The following is an 18,989-nucleotide window of genomic DNA, read 5'->3' on the forward strand; positions in this document are numbered from 1 at the left end:
TAATATTACTTGCCCGGCAGTTACAAAAAATTGCCGTATTATCCTTTTACGTGGAGAGGTCCAAGCTTATGCTTGTTTATTTGCAGATTGTTCTTTATTTGTACTCCAGCTTATTTTGAAAATGATTCTTTGTGAAGTTAGGCAATAACGTATATAATTTTGTATGTTTATTTGATATTGTACAATTCTTAACTTCCAATAAGGAACCTGAAAGGATGAGGAGTTTGGTTTCACCGTTTCCCAAAATAACGGGCTTCAGATTTCTGAAGCTTGCTCCTCCGCAAATCCTGGTGCTTGGGTTCGCCGCAGTAATTATGATAGGCACTTTACTGCTTATGCTTCCGGTATCAAGTGTAGCCGGGGAGCCGCTTCATTTCATGGATGCGCTGTTTACTGCGACCTCTGCCGCTTGTGTGACCGGACTTGCCGTTGTGGATACCGGAACCCACCTCACCGGATTCGGACAGGCCGTCATTCTGGTGCTGATACAGATCGGCGGGCTCGGCTTCATGACGATGGCCACGCTGTTTGCGCTTGTGCTTAAACGCAGAATCTCGCTGCGGGACCGGCTGATTCTCCAGGAAGCAATGAATCAGAGCTCGATGGAGGGGATTGTGCGCCTGATCCGCAAAGTGCTGATCTACTCGCTGGTTATTGAGGCGGCAGGAGCCATCCTGCTGTCCGTCCGCTTTGCCTTTGATATGCCGCTTCCGCGTGCCTTATATTATGGCCTGTTTCATGCGGTGTCGATGTTTAACAATGCCGGTTTTGATCTGTTTGGCGGCCATGATAACAGCCTGACAGCATATGTCGGTGACCCTGTGATCAACTTGGTCGTGATGTTCCTGATCATCTCCGGCGGGATTGGCTTCATCGTGATGTCCGATCTGGCCGAGTACCGGCGGAAACGCCGGCTGTCGCTGCACAGTAAGGTAGTGCTGTCGATGACCTTCGGACTTATTCTGACAGGGATGGCAGTGATCTTCATCTTCGAGTTCACCAACGCACGGACGCTGGGACCTATGAATCTCGGAACCAAAATCTGGGCGTCCCTGTTCCAGTCCGTTGCACCGCGTACAGCCGGAGCTAACACGCTGGACATCACAGGACTGCGTCAGGCGACACAATTTTTCATCGTCATTCTGATGTTTATCGGCGCTTCCCCCGGCTCAACCGGCGGCGGCATCAAGACGACGACCTTCACGCTGATGATAGGAGCAGTAATCTCCATGCTGCGCGGCCGGGAGGACATCGTACTCTTCCGTTACCGGCTGGCTCAGGAGCGGGTGTTCAAGGCGCTTACCATTACGCTCCTGGCTCTGCTGCTGATCGTTGCGGTATCGATGATGCTCTCGACCACGGAGGGGCTCCCTTTTCTGATGATTCTGTTCGAGACGACCTCGGCCTTCGCCAATGTGGGACTAAGTCTGGGACTGACGCCGGAGCTGACACAGGTCGGCAAAATCCTGATCTGTCTGACGATGTTCGCCGGACGGCTTGGACTCCTGACGCTGGCCTATGCACTGGGTCCGAAACAGGGTAAACCTTTGTATAAGTATCCGGAAGGCAAAATGATAATTGGATAAGGGGAAATAGAGACATGAAAGCACAACAGTTTGTTGTTATCGGCCTGGGCCGCTTCGGTTCAAGTCTGGCGCTAGAGCTGATGTCCATGGGCTATGAGGTGCTTGGGATCGACCATCAGGAGGAGCGGGTGGAGGAAATGACCGGCCGGCTGACCCATGCGGTGATGGCGGATGCTACGGATGAAGGGATTATGCGCTCCCTCGGAGTGCGCAATTTCGACTGCGGGATTGTGGCGATCGGCGATAATATGGAGCGGAGTATACTGGCCGCAATTCTGCTCAAGGAGCTCGGCGTCAAACAGGTGGTCGGCAAAGCGATCTCGATTCTGCATGGGCGCGCATTGTCGAAGCTGGGCGTGGACCGGGTGATTTTTCCGGAGCGTGATATGGGAATCCGTGTGGCCCACCAGCTGGTGACACCCAACTTACTGGACTATATTGAGATCTCGAAGGATTACAAGGTTGTTGAGCTGACGGTGCCTGCCTGCATGGACGGCAAAAGCCTCTCCGAGCTGAACACGCGCGCCAAATACGGCTGCAGCATCATCGCCCTGAACCGTGAGGACGGCATCATCGTTGCCCCGACGGCGCATGATCATGTGCATCAGGGAGATATTATGGTGGTTATCGGCTCCAATGACAGCATCGGGGAGTTCGAGGATGAAGCGGTGAATGCGGATTAGGTGCGGAAGACAGTCTGCATATCTCTATAAAAGAATGCAAACAACGTCCGGCTGATGTGCAGCCGGACGTTGTTTGCTCTTCAGAAAGACGGCTACATCCGTATGTCAGTCCGGCGGTATATCAGCCACCCGGCCCCCGCGCACAGGGCGATGATCCCCCACGCGAGGAGAGTGGTTCCAGGCTCGAGCATTGCGGGATCTGAAGAGAATAATGCGAAGTTCTCCATGTACTCCATCGAAGGGAACATTTGGGAAATGAGGGCGACAGCTCCGAAATACACGATGGCCAGCAGGGTTCCGGTGATTACTTTGAATCTGTAATAACAGGCACCGATCAGGAAGGTGGCTACCGAGACATCGAGCAGGGTCAGCATGAACACGTACGCAGAGAGCAGGATCGGCCGGTCCACATCAACCGGGAGTCCGATCGAAGGAAGAACAGCCCGGCCGATCAGATAAACGGCAGTCTCCGCCAGCGCAGCCGTTATGCAGAAGGCCAGCAGAGCCAGCAGCGAGCTGACGTAGAAATTGCGGCGGGTCACACTGAAGCTGCTCATCAGCGGAAAGGTAATGGCCACCGTAACGATCATGCTGATAATCATGAAGATAGACATAATATTGCGGTTAACGCTGAAGATATTGTCCGCCGTTCCCATATCCCAGGCGGGCAGAAACTTCATCAACAGTACCAGGGCGGTGTCCACACAAACGAATATACTCAGCAGAATCAAGGCGCCTCTGCGGTAATCTTTCAGGTGAAACTTCATTAAACTCCGGTAGCTCATCGGTTTCCGCCTCCTTGCGAATTCTCTGCATCGCGCAGCGTCAGATATACGAACAGCTTCTGCAGCGGAACCGGAGACAGCTCAACGCCCTGATCCTGGAGCATTCTGCGTTCGGCGGGGCCGGAGAGATCCTCAAGCGCAAGCAGCAGCTTGCCCCCTAGGCGTTCACTGTGCAGTATCCGGACATCCCCCAGCAGCTTCTCCAGCACGGTAGCGGGCCCGGAAGCATAGACGGCGTTGGCGGCAAAATCCTCTACAGGACCCTGGAAGGCGACACGACCTCTTTTGATATAAACCATCCGTTCAAACAGGTTCTCCGCTTCTTCGATCAGATGTGTAGTTACTACAAAGGTGCGTGGATTATTGCTGTAATCCTCAAGCAGGGTCCGGTAAAAGATTTCGCGCATCGAGGCATCCAGGCCGATTACCGGTTCATCCAGCAGCGTCAGCGGAGCACGGCTGGCCAGCCCCTTAATGATCCCTGCCATGGATTGGCCGCCGCGCGACAGCTGCTGGTAATTCTTGCTGCCCTTAAGCTGGAATTTGTCCATCAGCTCACCGGCCAGCTGCTCATCCCAATGGGGGTAGAAGATCGAGGCGAACTTGAAGATTTCCTTCAATGAGTAGTTCTCCCAGGAGCGTTCATAGGTCTTGACCAGACAGATCTGACTCAGTGCCGCTGCATGCTCATTCACATGATCGCCGCCATACGTGATCAGTCCGCTGTCTGCGAACCTCTGGCCGGCAATGAGGGAGAGCAGGGTGCTTTTGCCGCTGCCGTTGGCTCCGATCAGTCCATGAATCATCTCCGGCTCCAGGCTCAGCGAGATATCATGTACGCCCTGGCCTCCGCGGAAAACCTTGCTTACATGGCTTAAATCGAGCCTTGCGCCGGATGGAGCTGCCGCTGCTTCATGCTTCTTCCCCGTAACCATCATCGGTTCTCATCCCCCTTACGGATCATTTCAGACAATTGTTCCGTTGTAATGCCCAGCTTCGCGGCCTCACGGATCATTGCCACCACATATTGCTCATAGAACTGCTGCCTGCGCTTATTCGTCAATTCGGAGCGTGCTCCCGCTGCAACAAACATTCCGATCCCCCGCTTTTTATACAAGATTCCCTGCTCTACGAGCAGATTCACACCTTTGGCCGCCGTTGCCGGATTGATGCTGTAAAAGGCTGCGAACTGGTTCGTGGAAGGCACCTGGGTCTCCTCGGGCACGGTTCCATCGATGATGTCATTCTCAATCAGCTCCGCAATCTGCACGAAAATCGGCCGGTTGTCATCCATCTGGATACCCACCGCTTCACCACCTAACTGGTTAATTACTTATGTAACTAACCTTAAGCGGAAATCGGTCCGGTGTCAAGTGACATTCACCTGCAACTTGAGGGAAATGGGCTTCGTTTTCGAATTTGTTTGAAAAAATTTCCTATACACATATGTAAAATGTAATCTGAAATGTTAAAATAAAAACATTGAAGTGATCCGGACGGAGAGATTTGCCGCGAGGCACAAATTAATTGTCTCAGGGGGTTGGAAAATTTAAATGTAAGCGGTAACATATTGATACAGCCAGCTGAGGTATGGACAGAAGATAATTTCAAGGCAGTTATATATAGAGACATCCTTAGGGGGATAGCAATATGAAAAAAACACCGATGATCCTGCAGCTGGCACTGATACTATTCTGCATCATGGCCATTCCCACAGCGATTCTGACATGGTACAGCGGGTCACAGATTATACAGAACTCAGAAGCAGCCATTGGAGAATCGACGCTTGCCGGACTGAATGCCAACCGCAAGTTAAATGAGAACGCGCTTGCCAATCTGGCCCAGGACACTTCGCGTCTGGCGGCGACGAATATTTTTGACCGTATCCGCAGCTTTGAGACGTACGATGAAATTAACGCAAATTACAACAATGTGAGCCTGGCACTCTCCGTGACGAAAGAGCTGCTGAACTTAAACCGCCGGGTAGACGGTGTGTACTCTTCGTACTTTTATTTGAATGATTCGGATTATGTGTTCTCTACTGACAGTAGCATCACGACGCTGGAACGGTACGAGTCCATCGATTGGATCACAGAAGCGCTTGAAGGACGCAGAGGCATCAGCGGGGTATGGGTTCCCCGTAAGCTGGAGTCGGGTGAAAATGTTGTGTCGTATGTTTATCCCCTCAACCGCCTGTCCTCCACCACCCGCGGGATTATCGTAGTCAACCTGAAAGAGAGCCAGATCGGCAAATATCTGCATGCTACAGAGATCGGAGACAGCAACTACCTGCTGCTGGACTCAGACGGTAAGGTCATTTCCTACAATGATCATTCACTGCTGCTCTCTGACGGTCAGAAGCTGCCTTACCTTCAGGAAATACTGAACCAGGAATCCAGTGAAGGCTATACATTCCACGAGCTGGACGGCAAGCGGATGATATACGCATGGAGCCGTTCGGCAATGTCCGGATGGTGGAATGTAAGCTGGAGCTCCATGGATGAGCTGATGATCAAATCACGGGATATGCAGGGGAATATCATTCTGCTTACCGGAGCTATCATTTTACTTGGGACACTGCTTGCCATCTTTCTTGCGACCTGGCTGTCCAGGCCCCTCCGGCAGCTGGTGCGGACGATCCGCTCGAAGAGCGACCTGGGTGTGGTCAATAAGAATGAGCTGGCCTTCCTGGATATGGCGTTCAAACGCATGCAGGAGGAAGAGGAAAGCCTGTTCCAGCTGCTGCAGGAGCGTGAGCAGGATACCCGGAGTCTTGCAGTTCACCGTCTTTTGCGCGGTGAGATTCCGCCCCGGATCACGGAGGCTTTTCCGGAAGTATGCTACAGGGTTGTCGTGGTCTCTATTGACCAGTACCGGCGGTATGTGGGCAATACCAATGTGGAGACGCGCAGCTATCACCGGTATCTGCTGAATGCGAAGTATGAGAGCTTCTTCCCGGAGGGGATACTTGCCCGCAGTGTCTATCATAACGATGGCTGTATAGTGATTGTGCTGAACTTTGCTCCAGATGAGTCTGGGGAGAAGGCGGGGCTGATCCGTCAGGCGCTGGAGCAGATCCGGGATCAATCACTTGAATTGCTGGAGCATTCAGTCACGATTGGTGTAAGTGATTTGGCTGACGCACCCGAGAGGGTTGCCCTGCGGCTGTTTGAAGCGATGGAAGTCATCAAGCGCCGGATGATTAACGGGGCGGGAAGCATTATGTACTGGCACGATGAAGAGGAGGGCAGCCGCAAATATCTCGATTCCGAGAGCAGTGAGCGGAGGATTCTCAACTTCCTGGATGCCGGTGATCTGGCCGGGATATTCAAAGAGCTTCAGAGCATCCGCAGCCAGATCGCTTCGGAAGAGAATATTTCCTACGATAATATTATGTTCATCTACTATCAGCTGATGGGGGCAACGATCAAGCACCTCCGTGAGAATCATATCAGCACAGGCCGGATGGTTATGGGCAGAGGGAATGTGTATTCCATTCTTGCTGCAATGGATACACTGGATGAGCTGGAGGAATATCTGCATGGTTTCTTCACTGAAATCGTACAGAGCCTGGACCGCAGCACGAGTGAAACCAATCATGCGGAACGAATCATTCATTATTTGAAGAAAAATTTCCGTGAAGAGATTGTGTTCGAGGATATGGCCAAGGAAATCGGCATCAGCTATTCTTATATGCGCAAGATCGTCTATGAGCAAACCGGCAATAGCATGATTGATTTCGTGAATCAGCTGCGGATCGAGAAGGCCAAAGAGCTGCTGCTGGATACTGAATGCTCCATCAAGCAAATCGCAGCAGAGGTTGGCTATTATAATGTTCAGAGCTTCAACCGCTTTTTCCGTAAATATGAAGGCATGCCGCCAAGCAGCTTTAAATCGGCCAAGAGTAAGAGCTCCTAGGAGTTCTCCTGGCCGTTTTTTTTGCCTATTTATGAAAGCGCTTTATTTTTGGGAATGCCTATCATATTTGATCATTATGGCGCGGTAAAGCCTTAGAAACCGCACTTCAATCAATTTTGATGGTGATCATCAATACTCATGATTTTCAAGATCAGGCAAAGGGGATAGCATAGGAATCGAGCCGGAGGACATTGGCCGGCAAGAAGAACATTGAAGGCAGGAGGTGAAAATTTTGAAAGTTGCAAGCGCTTCACAAACAAACAACAGTCCTCTATTAAGAAAGAAACAGGGATTCGGATATTATTTGCAGCGTGACTGGCAGCTCTACCTGCTCGTTATGCTTCCGCTGGCATTTGTAATCGTATTCAAATATTTGCCGATGACCGGACTTGTAATTGCTTTTAAGGATTACAAAATTGCACGGGGCTTCTGGGGCAGTGACTGGGTCGGAATGGAAGTCTTCCAGGAGCTGTTCGCCAAGGCTGATTTCATTAAGGCCGTCCGGAATACGCTGCTGCTCAACGTGCTTGACCTCTGCTTCAGCTTCACGATGCCGATTGTGCTGGCGCTGCTGCTGAATGAGGTTAAAAGCATACGCTTCAAGCGCATTAATCAGACGATATTGTACTTGCCTCACTTCCTGTCCTGGGTCATTATCGGGGCTATCGCTTATCAGCTTCTTAGTGAAGGCGGCGGTGTTGTTAACAATCTGATTGAACTCATGGGCGGTACCCGTATTCCGTTCCTGCAGGAAGACAATAACTGGCTGATCAGCTATCTGGCCATCGGTGTGTGGCAGAGTATGGGCTGGGGCACCATTATCTACCTGGCGGCGATGAGCGGGATTAACCCGGAGATGTATGAAGCGGCTACGGTTGATGGAGCAGGACGCTGGAGAAAAGTGTGGAATATCACGCTTCCTTCCATCCGTGCGACCATTGTGACCTTGCTGATCATGGCTCTGGGGAAAGTGATGGACGGCTCATTCGAGCGTATTTACGCTCTGCAGAATAAGGCCACCACTGAGTTCACCACGACCATTCCGGTGCTGGTGTACCGCTGGGGGATCGAGAGCGGCAACTTCAGCCGGGCGACAGCCATCGGATTGTTCCAGTCCGTCATCGGTATTATTCTGGTAATCTCAGCGGACCGTGTGGCCAAGAAACTCGGTGAGGATGGAATATTGTAGAAAGGAGAGGAACCATGAGAGCAACAGCCGGGGGCTCTGCCGCACCCCATAAAGCACGTGTAGATATCTGGGAATTTCTGATTCGCTTCGTCTTAATTCTAGTTTCACTGGTATGCTTATTGCCGTTTATCCATGTCGTATCTAAATCCCTGAGCTCTGACTCCTTTGTCATTGCCAATAAGGTCTTTCTGTGGCCGCAGGGCTTCACCATTGAAGCGTATAAGAAAATCTTCGCGGATGACAGTATCCTCCGTTCATTGTATATCACGGTTATCGTGACTGTACTGTTCACGATTCTGGGAATGATTCTGACCATCTGTGCCGCATACCCGCTGTCGAGAGCCCAGTTCAAGGGCCGCCGGGTCATCACCTTCATCTTCCTGTTCACCATGTACTTTAGTGGAGGAATTATCCCGGATTACATGAATATTAACAATCTGGGACTGATGGATACGATATGGTCACTGGTCCTGCCTTTGTCGTTCAGCGCCTTCAATCTGCTGATTATGAAGACCTCGTTAACGCACGGTATTCCGGTAAGTCTGGAAGAATCGGCGCGGATCGACGGTGCCGGGCATTTTCGAATCCTGTTCAGTATTGTCCTCCCCTTGTCCAAACCGATTATGGCGACACTTGCCCTCTTCTACGCAGTTGGCCGGTGGAATGCTTACCAGGATGCACTGTTCTACATCAAGCATGAGACTGCACTCCGTCCGCTGCAACTGAAGCTATATTATCTGGTTATTCAGGCCAGTGAAAGCTTCCAGCTGGAAGCAACTACGGTATCACTCAGCAATCCGGAAGTCCTTAAGGCATCCGTTGTTGTATTTGCTACCCTGCCGATTCTCTGCGTGTATCCGTTCGTCCAGAAATACTTCGTTCAAGGTGTTATGCTCGGGGCAGTCAAGGAGTAGTCCAGCGCCCTAGTATATAAGTAAATCTATTGAATCCGAAAATTACAAATGGGGGAATTGCGATGAACAAAAAAGGTTTTGTTTCATTAATGATGGCATCTGTGATGACGGCCGGTATGCTGGCCGGATGCTCCGGGGGAAATAACAACGCTAAGAATGCCAACACTGAGCCTACCACTGCCCCGGCAGAATCAGCCGCAGCCACGAACCAGACTGAGGGAAGCTTCCCTGATTACTCCAAGGGCTTCGAGAAGAAGGTCTCGCTGGATATTCCTGTCTACGAACGGGCGTATGAGGGCTGGAATGTGTCCGATAACTATTATACCCGCTGGGTACAAGCGGAATTTGGCGACAAGTACAATATCGAAGTCAACTATGTGCCGATTACCCGCTCCAAAGAGGTAACAGATTACGAGCAACTGCTGGCATCGCATAAAGCCCCTGATATCATCTTCCATTACGATATGCCGCAAGCGCTTACTTATTATGGTGAGGATGTTATGCAGCCGCTGGATTATGCTGAAATCGAGAATTACGCACCTACCTATTGGAAAAACATGGGCTCCACTATTGAGCAGTATGGTACAGTGGATGATCAGAAAACCTTCTTCTTCGCGGCACGCCCTGAAGCTGACAACTTTGTCAACATTATCCGCAAGGACTGGGTTGAAAAGGTCGGTATGAAGGTTGAAGATTTGACTTCGCTGGAGAAGTACAATGAGATGCTGGTGAAATGGAAAGAAGCCGGACTCGGCGTGACTGGCGGCAACCTGCAGCAGAACTTCTTCAACTTTAACTACGCCTTCCGCGAATGGCCGGTTGACGCGAAATACCGTGCGCTGTATTCCGACCTTAGCGTAGCTGATCTGACCACCGCTGATACAGAAGCTTACTTGCGTAACATGAACTATCAGTATAATAACGGCCTCGTTGATAAGGAGTTCTATCTGCGCAACGACGAGCCTAAGGTCAAAGCTGAATTTGTTTCCGGCAAAACAGGGAACTTCGGCTTCTATCTGGCAAATAATACGGATGTCTTTGCAGCTACCCTGCAGAACAACCCGGATGCTGAATTTGCCGTGGTGCCTCCTTATGCAGGTGTTCCGGAAGGCAATAAGCCTCAAGGACGCGCTTACTGGCCATTCGGCTTCATCATGGGGATTAACTATGAATCTACACCTGAAGAGCGTACTGCAGTCTGGATGTATCTGGAATGGCTGAGCCAGCCGGAGAACCTGTTCAAATTCCAGAACGGTATCGAAGGGGAGAACTATACGCTTGATGCAGACGGCATCGCGCTGAAGAATCCAGATTTCAAAGGCGAGTCTGTCCTGGCACAGAATAATAATAAAGACTACTGGGGTCTCGTGACTGAAATCGCGCAGTATCCGGATGCAGCCAAAACCCGTACGGCTAATCTACGCAACTGGGCACCGGCCGGCTATGAGACGCTTGCCGATGATCTGGTGAAGTATTACGATGAAGTTGCCGAATTCCGTACACCGGATGCTCTGTTCAACGTTGTACTGGAGAAGGTAAACGAATACAAAGCGGACCTGAATACACTGTTCCAGGAACTGTATGTGAAGGTCGTGCTGGCTCCTGAAGCTGAATTCGATGCTACCTATGAAGCAGCCAAGAAGACTTATCTGGATGCAGGCTACCAGGAAGTTCTGGATGAGAAGCAAGCTGCCATTGATGCAGGCAAGTTCCGCTAATTCTATGTCATAAAACCTCTGTTACACATTTCACCCGGCAGGCTAATCCATAGCGATATGGAAGCTTGCCGGGTGATTTAGGTTATTCGCGTCCGGACAGAAATACCTCCTCGGTCACCTGGACGAGACAGCGCGCCGCTGTGCTGAGTCCGCCGCTGCCCTGGTAGATCAGGCAGGTGGTCCGCTGTGTCTGCTCCAGCTCCTTGATGTGCAGGGAGATTAGTCCCCCGCCGTTCAGCAGCTCCGGGCGGAGATAAGACTTCGGCAGCAGCGCGGCCGCCTTGATGGTCGGCAGCAGCCGGACAATCGCTTCGAAGGAGTCGATCTCCATCCGCACATCGGGATCAACGCCGCAGCGCTGGAACAGATCATCAGTCGTCCGGCGGTACCAGGTGCCCTTGGAGAAGAGAATCATCGGCAGCCGGGAGAGATGCTCCATCGTGAGCCGCGGAGACTGGGCCAGCGGATGGTGCTCGGCAACGACCAGCCGGAGCTGGTCCTCGAACAGCGGGATGCAGCGCAGCCCCGGCTCCTGGACCTGGGAGGCGATGATGCCGACATCGCATTTGCCCTCGCTGACTGCGGTAACCATCTCATGCGTCTTCCCGGTGATCAGCTTCAGCTCGGCCGCCGGGTATTTCTCCATGTAGGCATTCACCAGCGGAGGCAGCGTGGTTTGCAGTGTGGTCAGGCTGGCCCCAAGCGTGACGAGCTGCGGTTCGCCTTCCTTGAACTTGGACAACGCTTCCAGGAACTTGGAACGCTGCTGCCGCTGCTCCAGCGCATAGGTATAAGTAAGCCGTCCGACCTCTGTAAGCTCCAGCCGCTTGCCGAAACGATGAAACAGGGCAACGCCGAGCCGTTCCTCCAGCTTGGAAATTTTACGGGACAGAGCGGGCTGGGACAGGTTAAGCTGGCGGGAGGCCCGGTTCAGGCTGGAATGCTCCACAACTGCAGCAAAAGCGTCTAAATCATCGTACATTACAAGCACTCCTTTGTCCCGATCTGTAAACGGCGGATTGTATTAGATGATTGCTGGTTAAGGATTCCAATGAATTAGTGATAAAAAGCATAGCCGGGAGCCGGGAGATACGTTGATTTATATGAGTATTCGTCTGAAACTGAAGTGAATTCTTAGTCTAAATGAGAATTATTATCATATTAAAAATATTCTTATGCGTTTATTGTATAACGATTAATAATTAGATTGCAATTCCCTTATAAGCGAAAAAAGAGTAACATGAAAAGTGACACAAGATATTCACATATTGTGAATAATAAAGCAAAGTCCGGGAAAACAATGAAAAGTGGTGCAAATAGACATTTTGCTGCTTACTGCAGCCTGCCGCTGCCCTGTTTCAACTGTACTCCCGGCGGTGTATGCTCTTTAAAAAGATAATTTGAAAACGCTGTTTTAATTGGAAAGGGGACACTTTGCATGAGAGGATTTTATTCCAGAAAGATTCATTCCTTGCTCGGCATTATCCCGCTTGGGGCCTTTTTCCTTGAGCACATGCTGACGAACTTCGCAGCAGTAGAGGGTGGTGCTTCCGGTTTCACAGACAGTGTGCTGTGGCTGAACAGCCTGCCGCTCGTCTTCTTCCTGGAATTGTTCGGCATCTGGCTGCCGCTGCTGTACCACGGAGTGTACGGCCTGTACATCGCTTATCAGTCGAAGCCGAACCTAAACCGCTACAATCTGGAAAGAAACTGGCGTTATACGCTGCAGCGCATCAGCGGAATCGTCACCTTCATCTTCATTGTCTGGCATCTGTACGATACCCGTGTCCAGGTGGCGCTTGGCAATGTAGAGCATGAAGAACTGGGCGGTGTCATGCACAATATTGTGACTAATCCGCTGCTGATGACCTTCTATATCATCGGTATTGTAGCAGCCTGCTTCCATTTCTCCAATGGCCTGTGGTCCTTCCTGATCAGCTGGGGTATTACTGTGGGGCCGCGTTCGCAGCGGGTGTCCTCTATCCTCTGTCTCGGTGTGTTCGTACTTGTCACCTTCATGTTCGTACTGTCACTGGTGACTTTCCGTGACGATGAATTTCAAACCGCGGCCACGGCGATGCAGTCGCTGCGCAGCTTTATTTAGGAATATACAGATTTTAATATAGGAGGGGAACAATCATGGCATCAGCCGATATCATCATCGTGGGCGGCGGTCTGGCCGGCCTGATGGCTACCATTAAGGCCGCCGAATCCGGCGCGCATGTACATCTATTCTCACTGGTCCCTGTCAAAAGATCACATTCGGTCTGCGCGCAAGGCGGCATCAACGGCGCAGTAAATACAAAGGGCGAGGGAGACTCGCCCTGGGAGCATTTTGATGATACCGTCTACGGCGGCGACTTCCTGGCCAACCAGCCTCCGGTCAAAGCGATGTGCGAAGCCGCACCGGGCATTATCCACCTGATGGACCGGATGGGTGTTATGTTCAACCGCACACCGGAGGGGCTGCTCGACTTCCGCCGGTTCGGCGGGACGAAGCGCCACCGGACAGCGTTCGCCGGAGCGACAACCGGCCAGCAGCTGCTGTATGCGCTGGATGAGCAGGTGCGCCGCTGGGAAGCCGAAGGCCTGGTGACCAAGAGCGAGAACTGGGAGTTCCTCTCGGTCATTCTCGATGACGAGCGTGTATGCCGCGGCATCAGCGCCCAGAATCTGAAGACGATGGAGATTCAGACCTTCCCGGCGGATGCGGTCATTCTGGCGAGCGGCGGTCCGGGAATTATTTTCGGCAAAACGACGAACTCGGTCATTAACACAGGAACCGCTGCAAGCGCTGTATATCAGCAGGGTGTACATTATGCGAACGGGGAATTCATCCAGATCCACCCGACAGCCATCCCGGGCGATGACAAGCTGAGGCTGATGTCGGAATCGGCACGCGGCGAAGGCGGACGTATCTGGACCTATAAGGACGGCAAGCCATGGTATTTCCTCGAAGAGAAATATCCTTCTTACGGCAATCTGGTGCCGCGCGATATCGCAACACGTGAGATTTTCAATGTGTGTGTGGATCAGGGGCTGGGCATTAACGGCGAGAACATGGTGTACCTGGATCTTTCGCATAAGGACCCGAAGGAGCTCGATGTCAAGCTGGGCGGCATTATCGAGATCTACGAGAAGTTCATGGGGGATGATCCCCGCAAAATTCCGATGAAAATCTTCCCCGCTGTGCATTATTCGATGGGCGGCATGTGGGTTGACTATAACCAGATGACGAATATTCCCGGCTTGTTCGCCGCAGGGGAATGTGAATATCAATATCACGGGGCGAACCGCCTTGGAGCAAACTCGCTGGTATCGGCGATATATGGCGGCATGGTATCGGGGCCGAAGGCTGTGGAATACATCAAGGGGCTCAAGAAGTCGGTGCAGGATATCTCCTCCACGGTGTTTGACAGCTTCCACAAGACTCAGACGGACAAATATGAGTCTCTGCTGGGGATGACAGGTACGGAGAATGCTTACGTAATCCACAAGGAGCTTGGCGAATGGATGACGGCCAACATGACCGTGGTGCGTGAGAACAAGAAGCTTGAAGCGACCATCGGCAAAATCAAAGAGCTGAAGGAACGCTACCGCAACATTAACATGAGCGACACTTCACGCTGGAGCAACCAGGGCGTTGCCTTCACCCGCCAGCTGTGGAATATGCTGGAGCTGTCAGAAGCAATGACCCTCGGGGCGCTGCTGCGCAACGAGAGCCGGGGCGCGCATTACAAGCCGGAGTTCCCGACGCGCAATGATGAGGAATTCCTCAAGACGACCAAGGCTACCTGGACGGCCGATGGCCCGCAAATCTCTTACGACGAAGTCGATGTCTCGCTGATTCCTCCGCGGGTCCGGGATTACTCGAAGGACTGATAGGACAAAGCGGCAGTACAGTAGGGACGCTGAATGGCTGGCATGTCCTGGCGGCGGGGAATCTGCAGTTTAACTGTATTTCATACAGCTATTCCTGCACCGCTGCCGCATGGGAGACGAATAACTGTACCCAGTGCAGTTAGAATCTTCTGGACTGGCTGGAATGAGCCTTTTTATGAAATATAAATGTATAAAGTGCAGTTAAATCGTAAATTAGGCTGGAACCTCTGGTTTTAATTGTACAAAGTGCAGTTAGCGCCGGAATCGAAAGATCATCATTACGTTAAAAACTTAAAGCGTGTGCTTCCGGAGCGAGTTTGGCGAACTGGATTCGGAGAAGGCTATGCTATCCAAAATTTTAGGAGGTAACTGACATGGCGGAAACTGCAGCAGCTCCCAAAAACGTAAAATTTATCATTACCCGCCAAGACGAGCCGGAAACGAACCCGTATACGGAGGAGTTCGAGGTTGCCTACCGTCCCGGAATGAATGTGATCAGCGCGCTGATGGAAATTCAGCGCAATCCGGTGAACGCGAAGGGTGACAATACGGTTCCGGTGTGCTGGGAATCGAACTGTCTGGAGGAAGTATGCGGCGCCTGTTCCATGGTGATCAACGGCAAGCCGCGGCAGGCCTGCGCAGCGCTGATCGATAATCTGGAGCAGCCGGTGCGCATTGAGCCGATGAAGACCTTCCCGGTCGTGCGCGACCTGGTGATTGACCGCAGCCGGATGTTCAATGCCCTGAAGCGGGTTAAGGCCTGGATTCCGATCGACGGCACTTATGATCTGGGTCCGGGACCCCGGATGCCGGAGAAGAAGCGCCAGTGGGCTTATGAGTTATCCAAGTGCATGACCTGCGGTGTCTGCCTGGAGGCTTGCCCGAATGTCAACGAGAAGACCAATTTCATCGGTCCTGCAGCCATCTCGCAGGTGCGCCTGTTCAACGCCCACCCTACAGGTGAGATGAACTCTGATGAGCGCCTGGAGGCACTGATGGAAGACGGCGGCATCGACGGCTGCGGTAACTCGCAGAACTGCGTGCGCGCCTGCCCGAAGGGAATTCCGCTGACCACCTCCATTGCCGAGATCAACAAGCAGACGACGAAGCATATGTTCAAGCGCTGGCTGGGCGTGTAACTATACAGCTTGCATTTTCTTTACGATTTATATCTGCGGCAGTGTAATCAGCTGCTATCCTTAAACCACAGGCCGTTCAGGAGTATTTCCTGAACGGCCTGTTTGCGCCAGGAGTTCATTTCCTGTTCCGGTTGGAACTGGAAAGGGCTAATGCAGCAGGATATGTTTCTTTCAGGGTGGAAAAAGGGTACATTTTTAGACAGTCTTATATTGTGTTTCGCATACAATAGAGCCGTTAAGGTGCGCCGCATTCCAATAAATATAGGTGGATATGTTATAATCTACATAGTGGATGGCAGGATTCAGACAGCGGATAACGGGGAGGAATTACAGTGATTTGTCGTGAACAGGACGGAGCGTTTGTGATGGTGAAGCAGCATGAGCACGGGCTGCTGGCCGGGGAATTTGCGAAGTGGTTCAAGGAGGAGCATACGCCTGCGGAAGGCCGCCGGGAGGAGGTGCTGCGGGCGGTGAGCAATCATGACCGGGGCTGGATCGATCTGGATGAGACGCCGTTCTGGAACGATGCGGAAGATGCGCCGTACAGCTTCATCGACTTCCCGGTTGTGCCTAAGCTGACTTTTTATAGACGGGGCATCAACGAGGTTGAAGCGGATACGCCTTATGGGGCGCTGCTGTGCAGCTCTCATTTCGAGCGGCTGATCGAGGTATCGGGTGAGGAATGCCCGGAGCTCACCCGGTATCTGCAGGATGAAGCGGAGCGCAGAGCCCGTATCCACCGTGAGCTGGAGCAGAGCCGGCCGCTTGAAGAAGGCGAACTGTATTATGACGCCAGACTGCTGCAGTTCTGTGATGACCTGTCGCTGTTTCTGGCGCTGAGCGAGCCGGGCAGCGCCGAGTCCGAGAAGCATCCCTGGTTCGCAGACGGCTTCTCGGGCAGCGAGGAATTCAGCTTCACCTCCGGACGTGCGATTCAGGCAGAGTGGCAGGACAACGCTACGCTGACGCTTACCCCGTTCCCGTTCACGAAGGAGATCGGAGTAAGCTTCAAGCTGCGGCGGGTCAGCCGCAAGGATATAGAGCATAAAGGCATCGCTCTGGCATACAAGGAGACACCGGAGGAAGAATGCCGGATCACTGTAATCAGCGGAGCAGGAGAAGACGATGTGCAGGTGAAGACAGGTACCGGTGAACGCACTGCCGGTTAGGCACAGGGGGCAGGGCCGGATCGCAGCATTATATCCGCGAGGATAACGGTACCTTCAGGGCAGGACAGGAGTCCGGGGCCGTAGAACAGGAGAGTAAGGCATGGCGTGGTGGATATGGATTTTCAATTTTGCTGTAATCATATTGCTGGCGCTGTGGTTTCTCCGGATTAAGCTGAGCTGGATGGGCAAAGGCGTTCTGCTGGCTCCCATTCTGATCTATGCCCTGATTTCGGTTGAGGATCTGCTGAACCTGATCGATCTGGGCACCATTGTACCCGGCAACCGGGGACTGCGCGGTCTGATTCTGATTTTTGTCCTGGCTTCGGTCCTGTTCTATATTCTGTTTATTTTTCATGAGATCAAGGACTCCAACAGCAAGGAAGTCAGGCTGCAGCAGACACTGGTCCGGATCAGCATCGCGGCGTTTACCTGCATTATTTTTTTTACAGTCGTATATACATCCATATATAAGCTGTTTGGCCAGTCCTCCTTCCAGGGCGAGGGGATAGGCCAGGATCTGCTCAGCCAGCTGATCACCTTCCTGTACTTCAGCGTAGCTACATTTACGACAGTCGGTTACGGGGATGTGGCTCCCATAGATAACACTTCGCGGCTTGTTGTAGTTATGCAGATCTGCTTCAGCTTCATAACCGTTGCCTATGCCCTGTCCATGCTTGGCTTGTTCCGCAAAATTCTCGGACCCGGCACCACTGAAGAGGAGATTGAGGCAGCGATAGAAGTAGACATCGATGACAAGGTGGAAGAAGCTGTAACGGATAAGCATGAGGAGAGGGAGCAGGAAGAACAGGAAGAAAAGGAAGCACCGGATGCCGGAACCCCGCCGAAGCGGCCTGGAAGCGATAAGATGTCTGATGAACCAGCGGATTAGCCTGAGCATTAGCCGTATCTCAGGCGCTGATGGATGAACCGGAGGAAATGTTGCCAATAAGCGCAGCATGCTCTGTATACGAACATAAGCGGCATTAACCGAATAGATTTCAGGATAGAAAGGAGAATCTCCCTATGAGTACAAAATCGTCCGGGGGCTCTCCCAGGTCTGACCTGCCGGCAGCAGGCACCGGCGGTCATACCCCTCCGCAGAAAGAGGGGGCCGGCGGCCGCAAAATGACCCGCCGCCAGTTCCTCGCCCGGGGGGCGGCAACCGTAGTTGGCGCCGGCCTGCTTACCGGCGGCTATGCCTGGCAGGGCGAGCCGAACTGGCTGGAGATTACGCGGAGGGAGCTGCCCCTGAAGGATCTCCCTTCGGCTTTTGCCGGTACCCGGCTCGTTCATTTCAGCGATGTGCATCTGGGCTTCAACAAGGATGCGCATGATCTGGCCCGGCTGACTAAGCACATCAAGGAGGAGAAGCCGGATCTGATCTGCTTCACCGGGGATATTGTGGACAGCTACGCTGAGGATTTGACAGACTCGGTCGCTATACTGGCAGAGCTTGAAGCTCCGCTGGGCAAGTACGCCATCCTGGGCAACCATGATTACAAGAATACGGAGCTGCTAACCCGCCTGCTGAACGAGTCCGGCTTCCGTGTGCTGCGGAACCAGTCCTATCTGATCAAGCAGGGCGGCGCCGTGATGGCGGTGGCTGGACTGGACGATATGCTGCATGGCAAGCCGGACCCGGAGGCCGCAATCCAGGGCATCCCGGACGGCACGTTCACGGTGCTGATGATGCATGAGCCGGATTACGCCGATACGGCGGAAGGGTATCCGTTTCACCTGCAGCTCTCAGGGCACAGCCACGGCGGTCAGATCCGTCTGCCGCTGCTGGGAGCGCCGTTCACGCCTTACGGCTCGCAGAAATACATAGACGGCCTGTATTACACAGAGAATAAGGCGATGCCGGTGTATGTGAACAGGGGATTCGGCGAAACCATGATGCCGCTGCGCTTCATGTGCCGGCCGGAGCTTACTGTACTGACTCTGCGCCGGGAGTAAGACGGCAGAGCTTGAGGATGCGGCTTAACGAGAGCAGCAGAAGAGGGTGA

General features: G+C 52.5%; 16 protein-coding genes. 12 read left to right on the top strand and 4 right to left on the bottom strand.

Features of this window, described 5'->3' with window-relative positions; genetic code table 11:
• Window positions 1-215 precede the first annotated feature (215 nt).
• Both MHI42_RS26485 and MHI42_RS26490 read left to right on the top strand, forming a co-directional pair.
• Window positions 216-1,586, top strand: coding sequence for a TrkH family potassium uptake protein (locus tag MHI42_RS26485; RefSeq protein WP_171718349.1), 1,371 nt, complete (start codon window positions 216-218; stop codon window positions 1,584-1,586).
• A gap of 14 nt (window positions 1,587-1,600) precedes the next feature.
• On the top strand, window positions 1,601-2,269 hold the full coding sequence (locus tag MHI42_RS26490; RefSeq protein WP_039306954.1) for a TrkA family potassium uptake protein: 669 nt from the start codon (window positions 1,601-1,603) through the stop codon (window positions 2,267-2,269).
• Between the two features lie 92 nt (window positions 2,270-2,361).
• Here MHI42_RS26490 and MHI42_RS26495 read toward each other — a convergent pair whose 3' ends face one another.
• From MHI42_RS26495 to MHI42_RS26505, 3 genes are read right to left on the bottom strand one after another with little or no spacing between them, the layout of a single operon-like run.
• Window positions 2,362-3,054, bottom strand: coding sequence for a hypothetical protein (locus MHI42_RS26495; protein WP_342421126.1), 693 nt, complete (start codon window positions 3,052-3,054; stop codon window positions 2,362-2,364).
• Entirely contained in the window at window positions 3,051-3,992 is a 942-nt protein-coding gene (locus MHI42_RS26500) for an ABC transporter ATP-binding protein (protein ID WP_342421127.1), read from the bottom strand. The genes MHI42_RS26495 and MHI42_RS26500 overlap by 4 nt, the downstream gene beginning before the upstream one ends.
• Complete coding sequence (locus tag MHI42_RS26505; RefSeq protein WP_144026186.1) at window positions 3,989-4,360, bottom strand: GntR family transcriptional regulator; 372 nt, start codon at window positions 4,358-4,360, stop codon at window positions 3,989-3,991. The genes MHI42_RS26500 and MHI42_RS26505 overlap by 4 nt, the downstream gene beginning before the upstream one ends.
• A 344-nt stretch (window positions 4,361-4,704) precedes the next feature.
• On the opposite strand from MHI42_RS26505, the gene MHI42_RS26510 reads away from it, so the two are divergent.
• From MHI42_RS26510 to MHI42_RS26525, 4 genes are all read left to right on the top strand, one after another.
• Window positions 4,705-6,972: an AraC family transcriptional regulator gene (locus MHI42_RS26510; protein ID WP_342421128.1), complete on the top strand. Its 2,268-nt coding sequence runs from the start codon at window positions 4,705-4,707 to the stop codon at window positions 6,970-6,972.
• A gap of 232 nt (window positions 6,973-7,204) precedes the next feature.
• Entirely contained in the window at window positions 7,205-8,161 is a 957-nt protein-coding gene (locus MHI42_RS26515; protein ID WP_039306946.1) for an ABC transporter permease subunit, read from the top strand.
• A 14-nt stretch (window positions 8,162-8,175) separates the two neighbouring features.
• The gene (locus MHI42_RS26520; protein ID WP_342421129.1) at window positions 8,176-9,075 is read left to right on the top strand and encodes a carbohydrate ABC transporter permease; all 900 of its coding nucleotides are present in this window, start codon (window positions 8,176-8,178) and stop codon (window positions 9,073-9,075) included.
• A 62-nt stretch (window positions 9,076-9,137) separates the two neighbouring features.
• Complete coding sequence (locus tag MHI42_RS26525) at window positions 9,138-10,793, top strand: ABC transporter substrate-binding protein (protein WP_342421130.1); 1,656 nt, start codon at window positions 9,138-9,140, stop codon at window positions 10,791-10,793.
• Window positions 10,794-10,875: 82 nt separating this feature from the next.
• On the opposite strand, the gene MHI42_RS26530 is transcribed toward MHI42_RS26525, so the two are convergent.
• Window positions 10,876-11,775: a LysR family transcriptional regulator gene (locus MHI42_RS26530; RefSeq protein ID WP_171718343.1), complete on the bottom strand. Its 900-nt coding sequence runs from the start codon at window positions 11,773-11,775 to the stop codon at window positions 10,876-10,878.
• Window positions 11,776-12,231: 456 nt separating this feature from the next.
• On the opposite strand from MHI42_RS26530, the gene MHI42_RS26535 reads away from it, so the two are divergent.
• The 6 genes from MHI42_RS26535 to MHI42_RS26560 all read left to right on the top strand — a co-directional run bounded on the left by MHI42_RS26535 (window position 12,232) and on the right by MHI42_RS26560 (window position 18,939).
• Window positions 12,232-12,897: a succinate dehydrogenase cytochrome b558 subunit gene (locus MHI42_RS26535; protein ID WP_042139787.1), complete on the top strand. Its 666-nt coding sequence runs from the start codon at window positions 12,232-12,234 to the stop codon at window positions 12,895-12,897.
• Window positions 12,898-12,932: 35 nt separating this feature from the next.
• The gene (gene sdhA / locus MHI42_RS26540; RefSeq protein ID WP_039306935.1) at window positions 12,933-14,675 is read left to right on the top strand and encodes a succinate dehydrogenase flavoprotein subunit; all 1,743 of its coding nucleotides are present in this window, start codon (window positions 12,933-12,935) and stop codon (window positions 14,673-14,675) included.
• A gap of 374 nt (window positions 14,676-15,049) precedes the next feature.
• Window positions 15,050-15,814, top strand: a complete 765-nt coding sequence (gene sdhB / locus MHI42_RS26545) for a succinate dehydrogenase iron-sulfur subunit (RefSeq protein WP_342421131.1) — start codon at window positions 15,050-15,052, stop codon at window positions 15,812-15,814.
• A 332-nt stretch (window positions 15,815-16,146) separates the two neighbouring features.
• Window positions 16,147-16,983 (top strand): DUF3891 family protein, encoded by an 837-nt coding sequence (locus MHI42_RS26550; RefSeq protein WP_340985454.1) that lies wholly within the window; start codon window positions 16,147-16,149, stop codon window positions 16,981-16,983.
• Window positions 16,984-17,083: 100 nt separating this feature from the next.
• A complete protein-coding gene (locus MHI42_RS26555) occupies window positions 17,084-17,872 on the top strand; it encodes an ion channel (RefSeq protein ID WP_342421132.1) in 789 nt (262 codons plus the stop codon).
• Between the two features lie 134 nt (window positions 17,873-18,006).
• Window positions 18,007-18,939 carry a metallophosphoesterase gene (locus MHI42_RS26560; RefSeq protein ID WP_336103704.1) on the top strand — a complete coding sequence of 311 codons (933 nt, stop codon included), beginning with the start codon at window positions 18,007-18,009 and terminating at the stop codon, window positions 18,937-18,939.
• Window positions 18,940-18,989: the final 50 nt, after the last annotated feature.

This window comes from Paenibacillus sp. FSL E2-0178, from assembly GCF_038593005.1.
Taxonomy (GTDB): domain Bacteria; phylum Bacillota; class Bacilli; order Paenibacillales; family Paenibacillaceae; genus Paenibacillus_AQ; species Paenibacillus_AQ phytohabitans.

Excerpts from the sequence above, each read along its gene's own strand:
- MHI42_RS26485 (WP_171718349.1), top strand. The coding sequence starts at position 216 with ATGAGGAGTTTGGTTTCACCGTTTCCCAAAATAACGGGCTTCAGATTT.
- MHI42_RS26490 (WP_039306954.1), top strand. The coding sequence starts at position 1,601 with ATGAAAGCACAACAGTTTGTTGTTATCGGCCTGGGCCGCTTCGGTTCA.
- MHI42_RS26495 (WP_342421126.1), bottom strand. The coding sequence starts at position 3,054 with ATGAGCTACCGGAGTTTAATGAAGTTTCACCTGAAAGATTACCGCAGA.
- MHI42_RS26500 (WP_342421127.1), bottom strand. The coding sequence starts at position 3,992 with ATGATGGTTACGGGGAAGAAGCATGAAGCAGCGGCAGCTCCATCCGGC.
- MHI42_RS26510 (WP_342421128.1), top strand. The coding sequence starts at position 4,705 with ATGAAAAAAACACCGATGATCCTGCAGCTGGCACTGATACTATTCTGC.
- MHI42_RS26520 (WP_342421129.1), top strand. The coding sequence starts at position 8,176 with ATGAGAGCAACAGCCGGGGGCTCTGCCGCACCCCATAAAGCACGTGTA.
- MHI42_RS26525 (WP_342421130.1), top strand. The coding sequence starts at position 9,138 with ATGAACAAAAAAGGTTTTGTTTCATTAATGATGGCATCTGTGATGACG.
- MHI42_RS26530 (WP_171718343.1), bottom strand. The coding sequence starts at position 11,775 with ATGTACGATGATTTAGACGCTTTTGCTGCAGTTGTGGAGCATTCCAGC.
- MHI42_RS26535 (WP_042139787.1), top strand. The coding sequence starts at position 12,232 with ATGAGAGGATTTTATTCCAGAAAGATTCATTCCTTGCTCGGCATTATC.
- sdhA (WP_039306935.1), top strand. The coding sequence starts at position 12,933 with ATGGCATCAGCCGATATCATCATCGTGGGCGGCGGTCTGGCCGGCCTG.
- sdhB (WP_342421131.1), top strand. The coding sequence starts at position 15,050 with ATGGCGGAAACTGCAGCAGCTCCCAAAAACGTAAAATTTATCATTACC.
- MHI42_RS26555 (WP_342421132.1), top strand. The coding sequence starts at position 17,084 with ATGGCGTGGTGGATATGGATTTTCAATTTTGCTGTAATCATATTGCTG.
- MHI42_RS26560 (WP_336103704.1), top strand. The coding sequence starts at position 18,007 with ATGAGTACAAAATCGTCCGGGGGCTCTCCCAGGTCTGACCTGCCGGCA.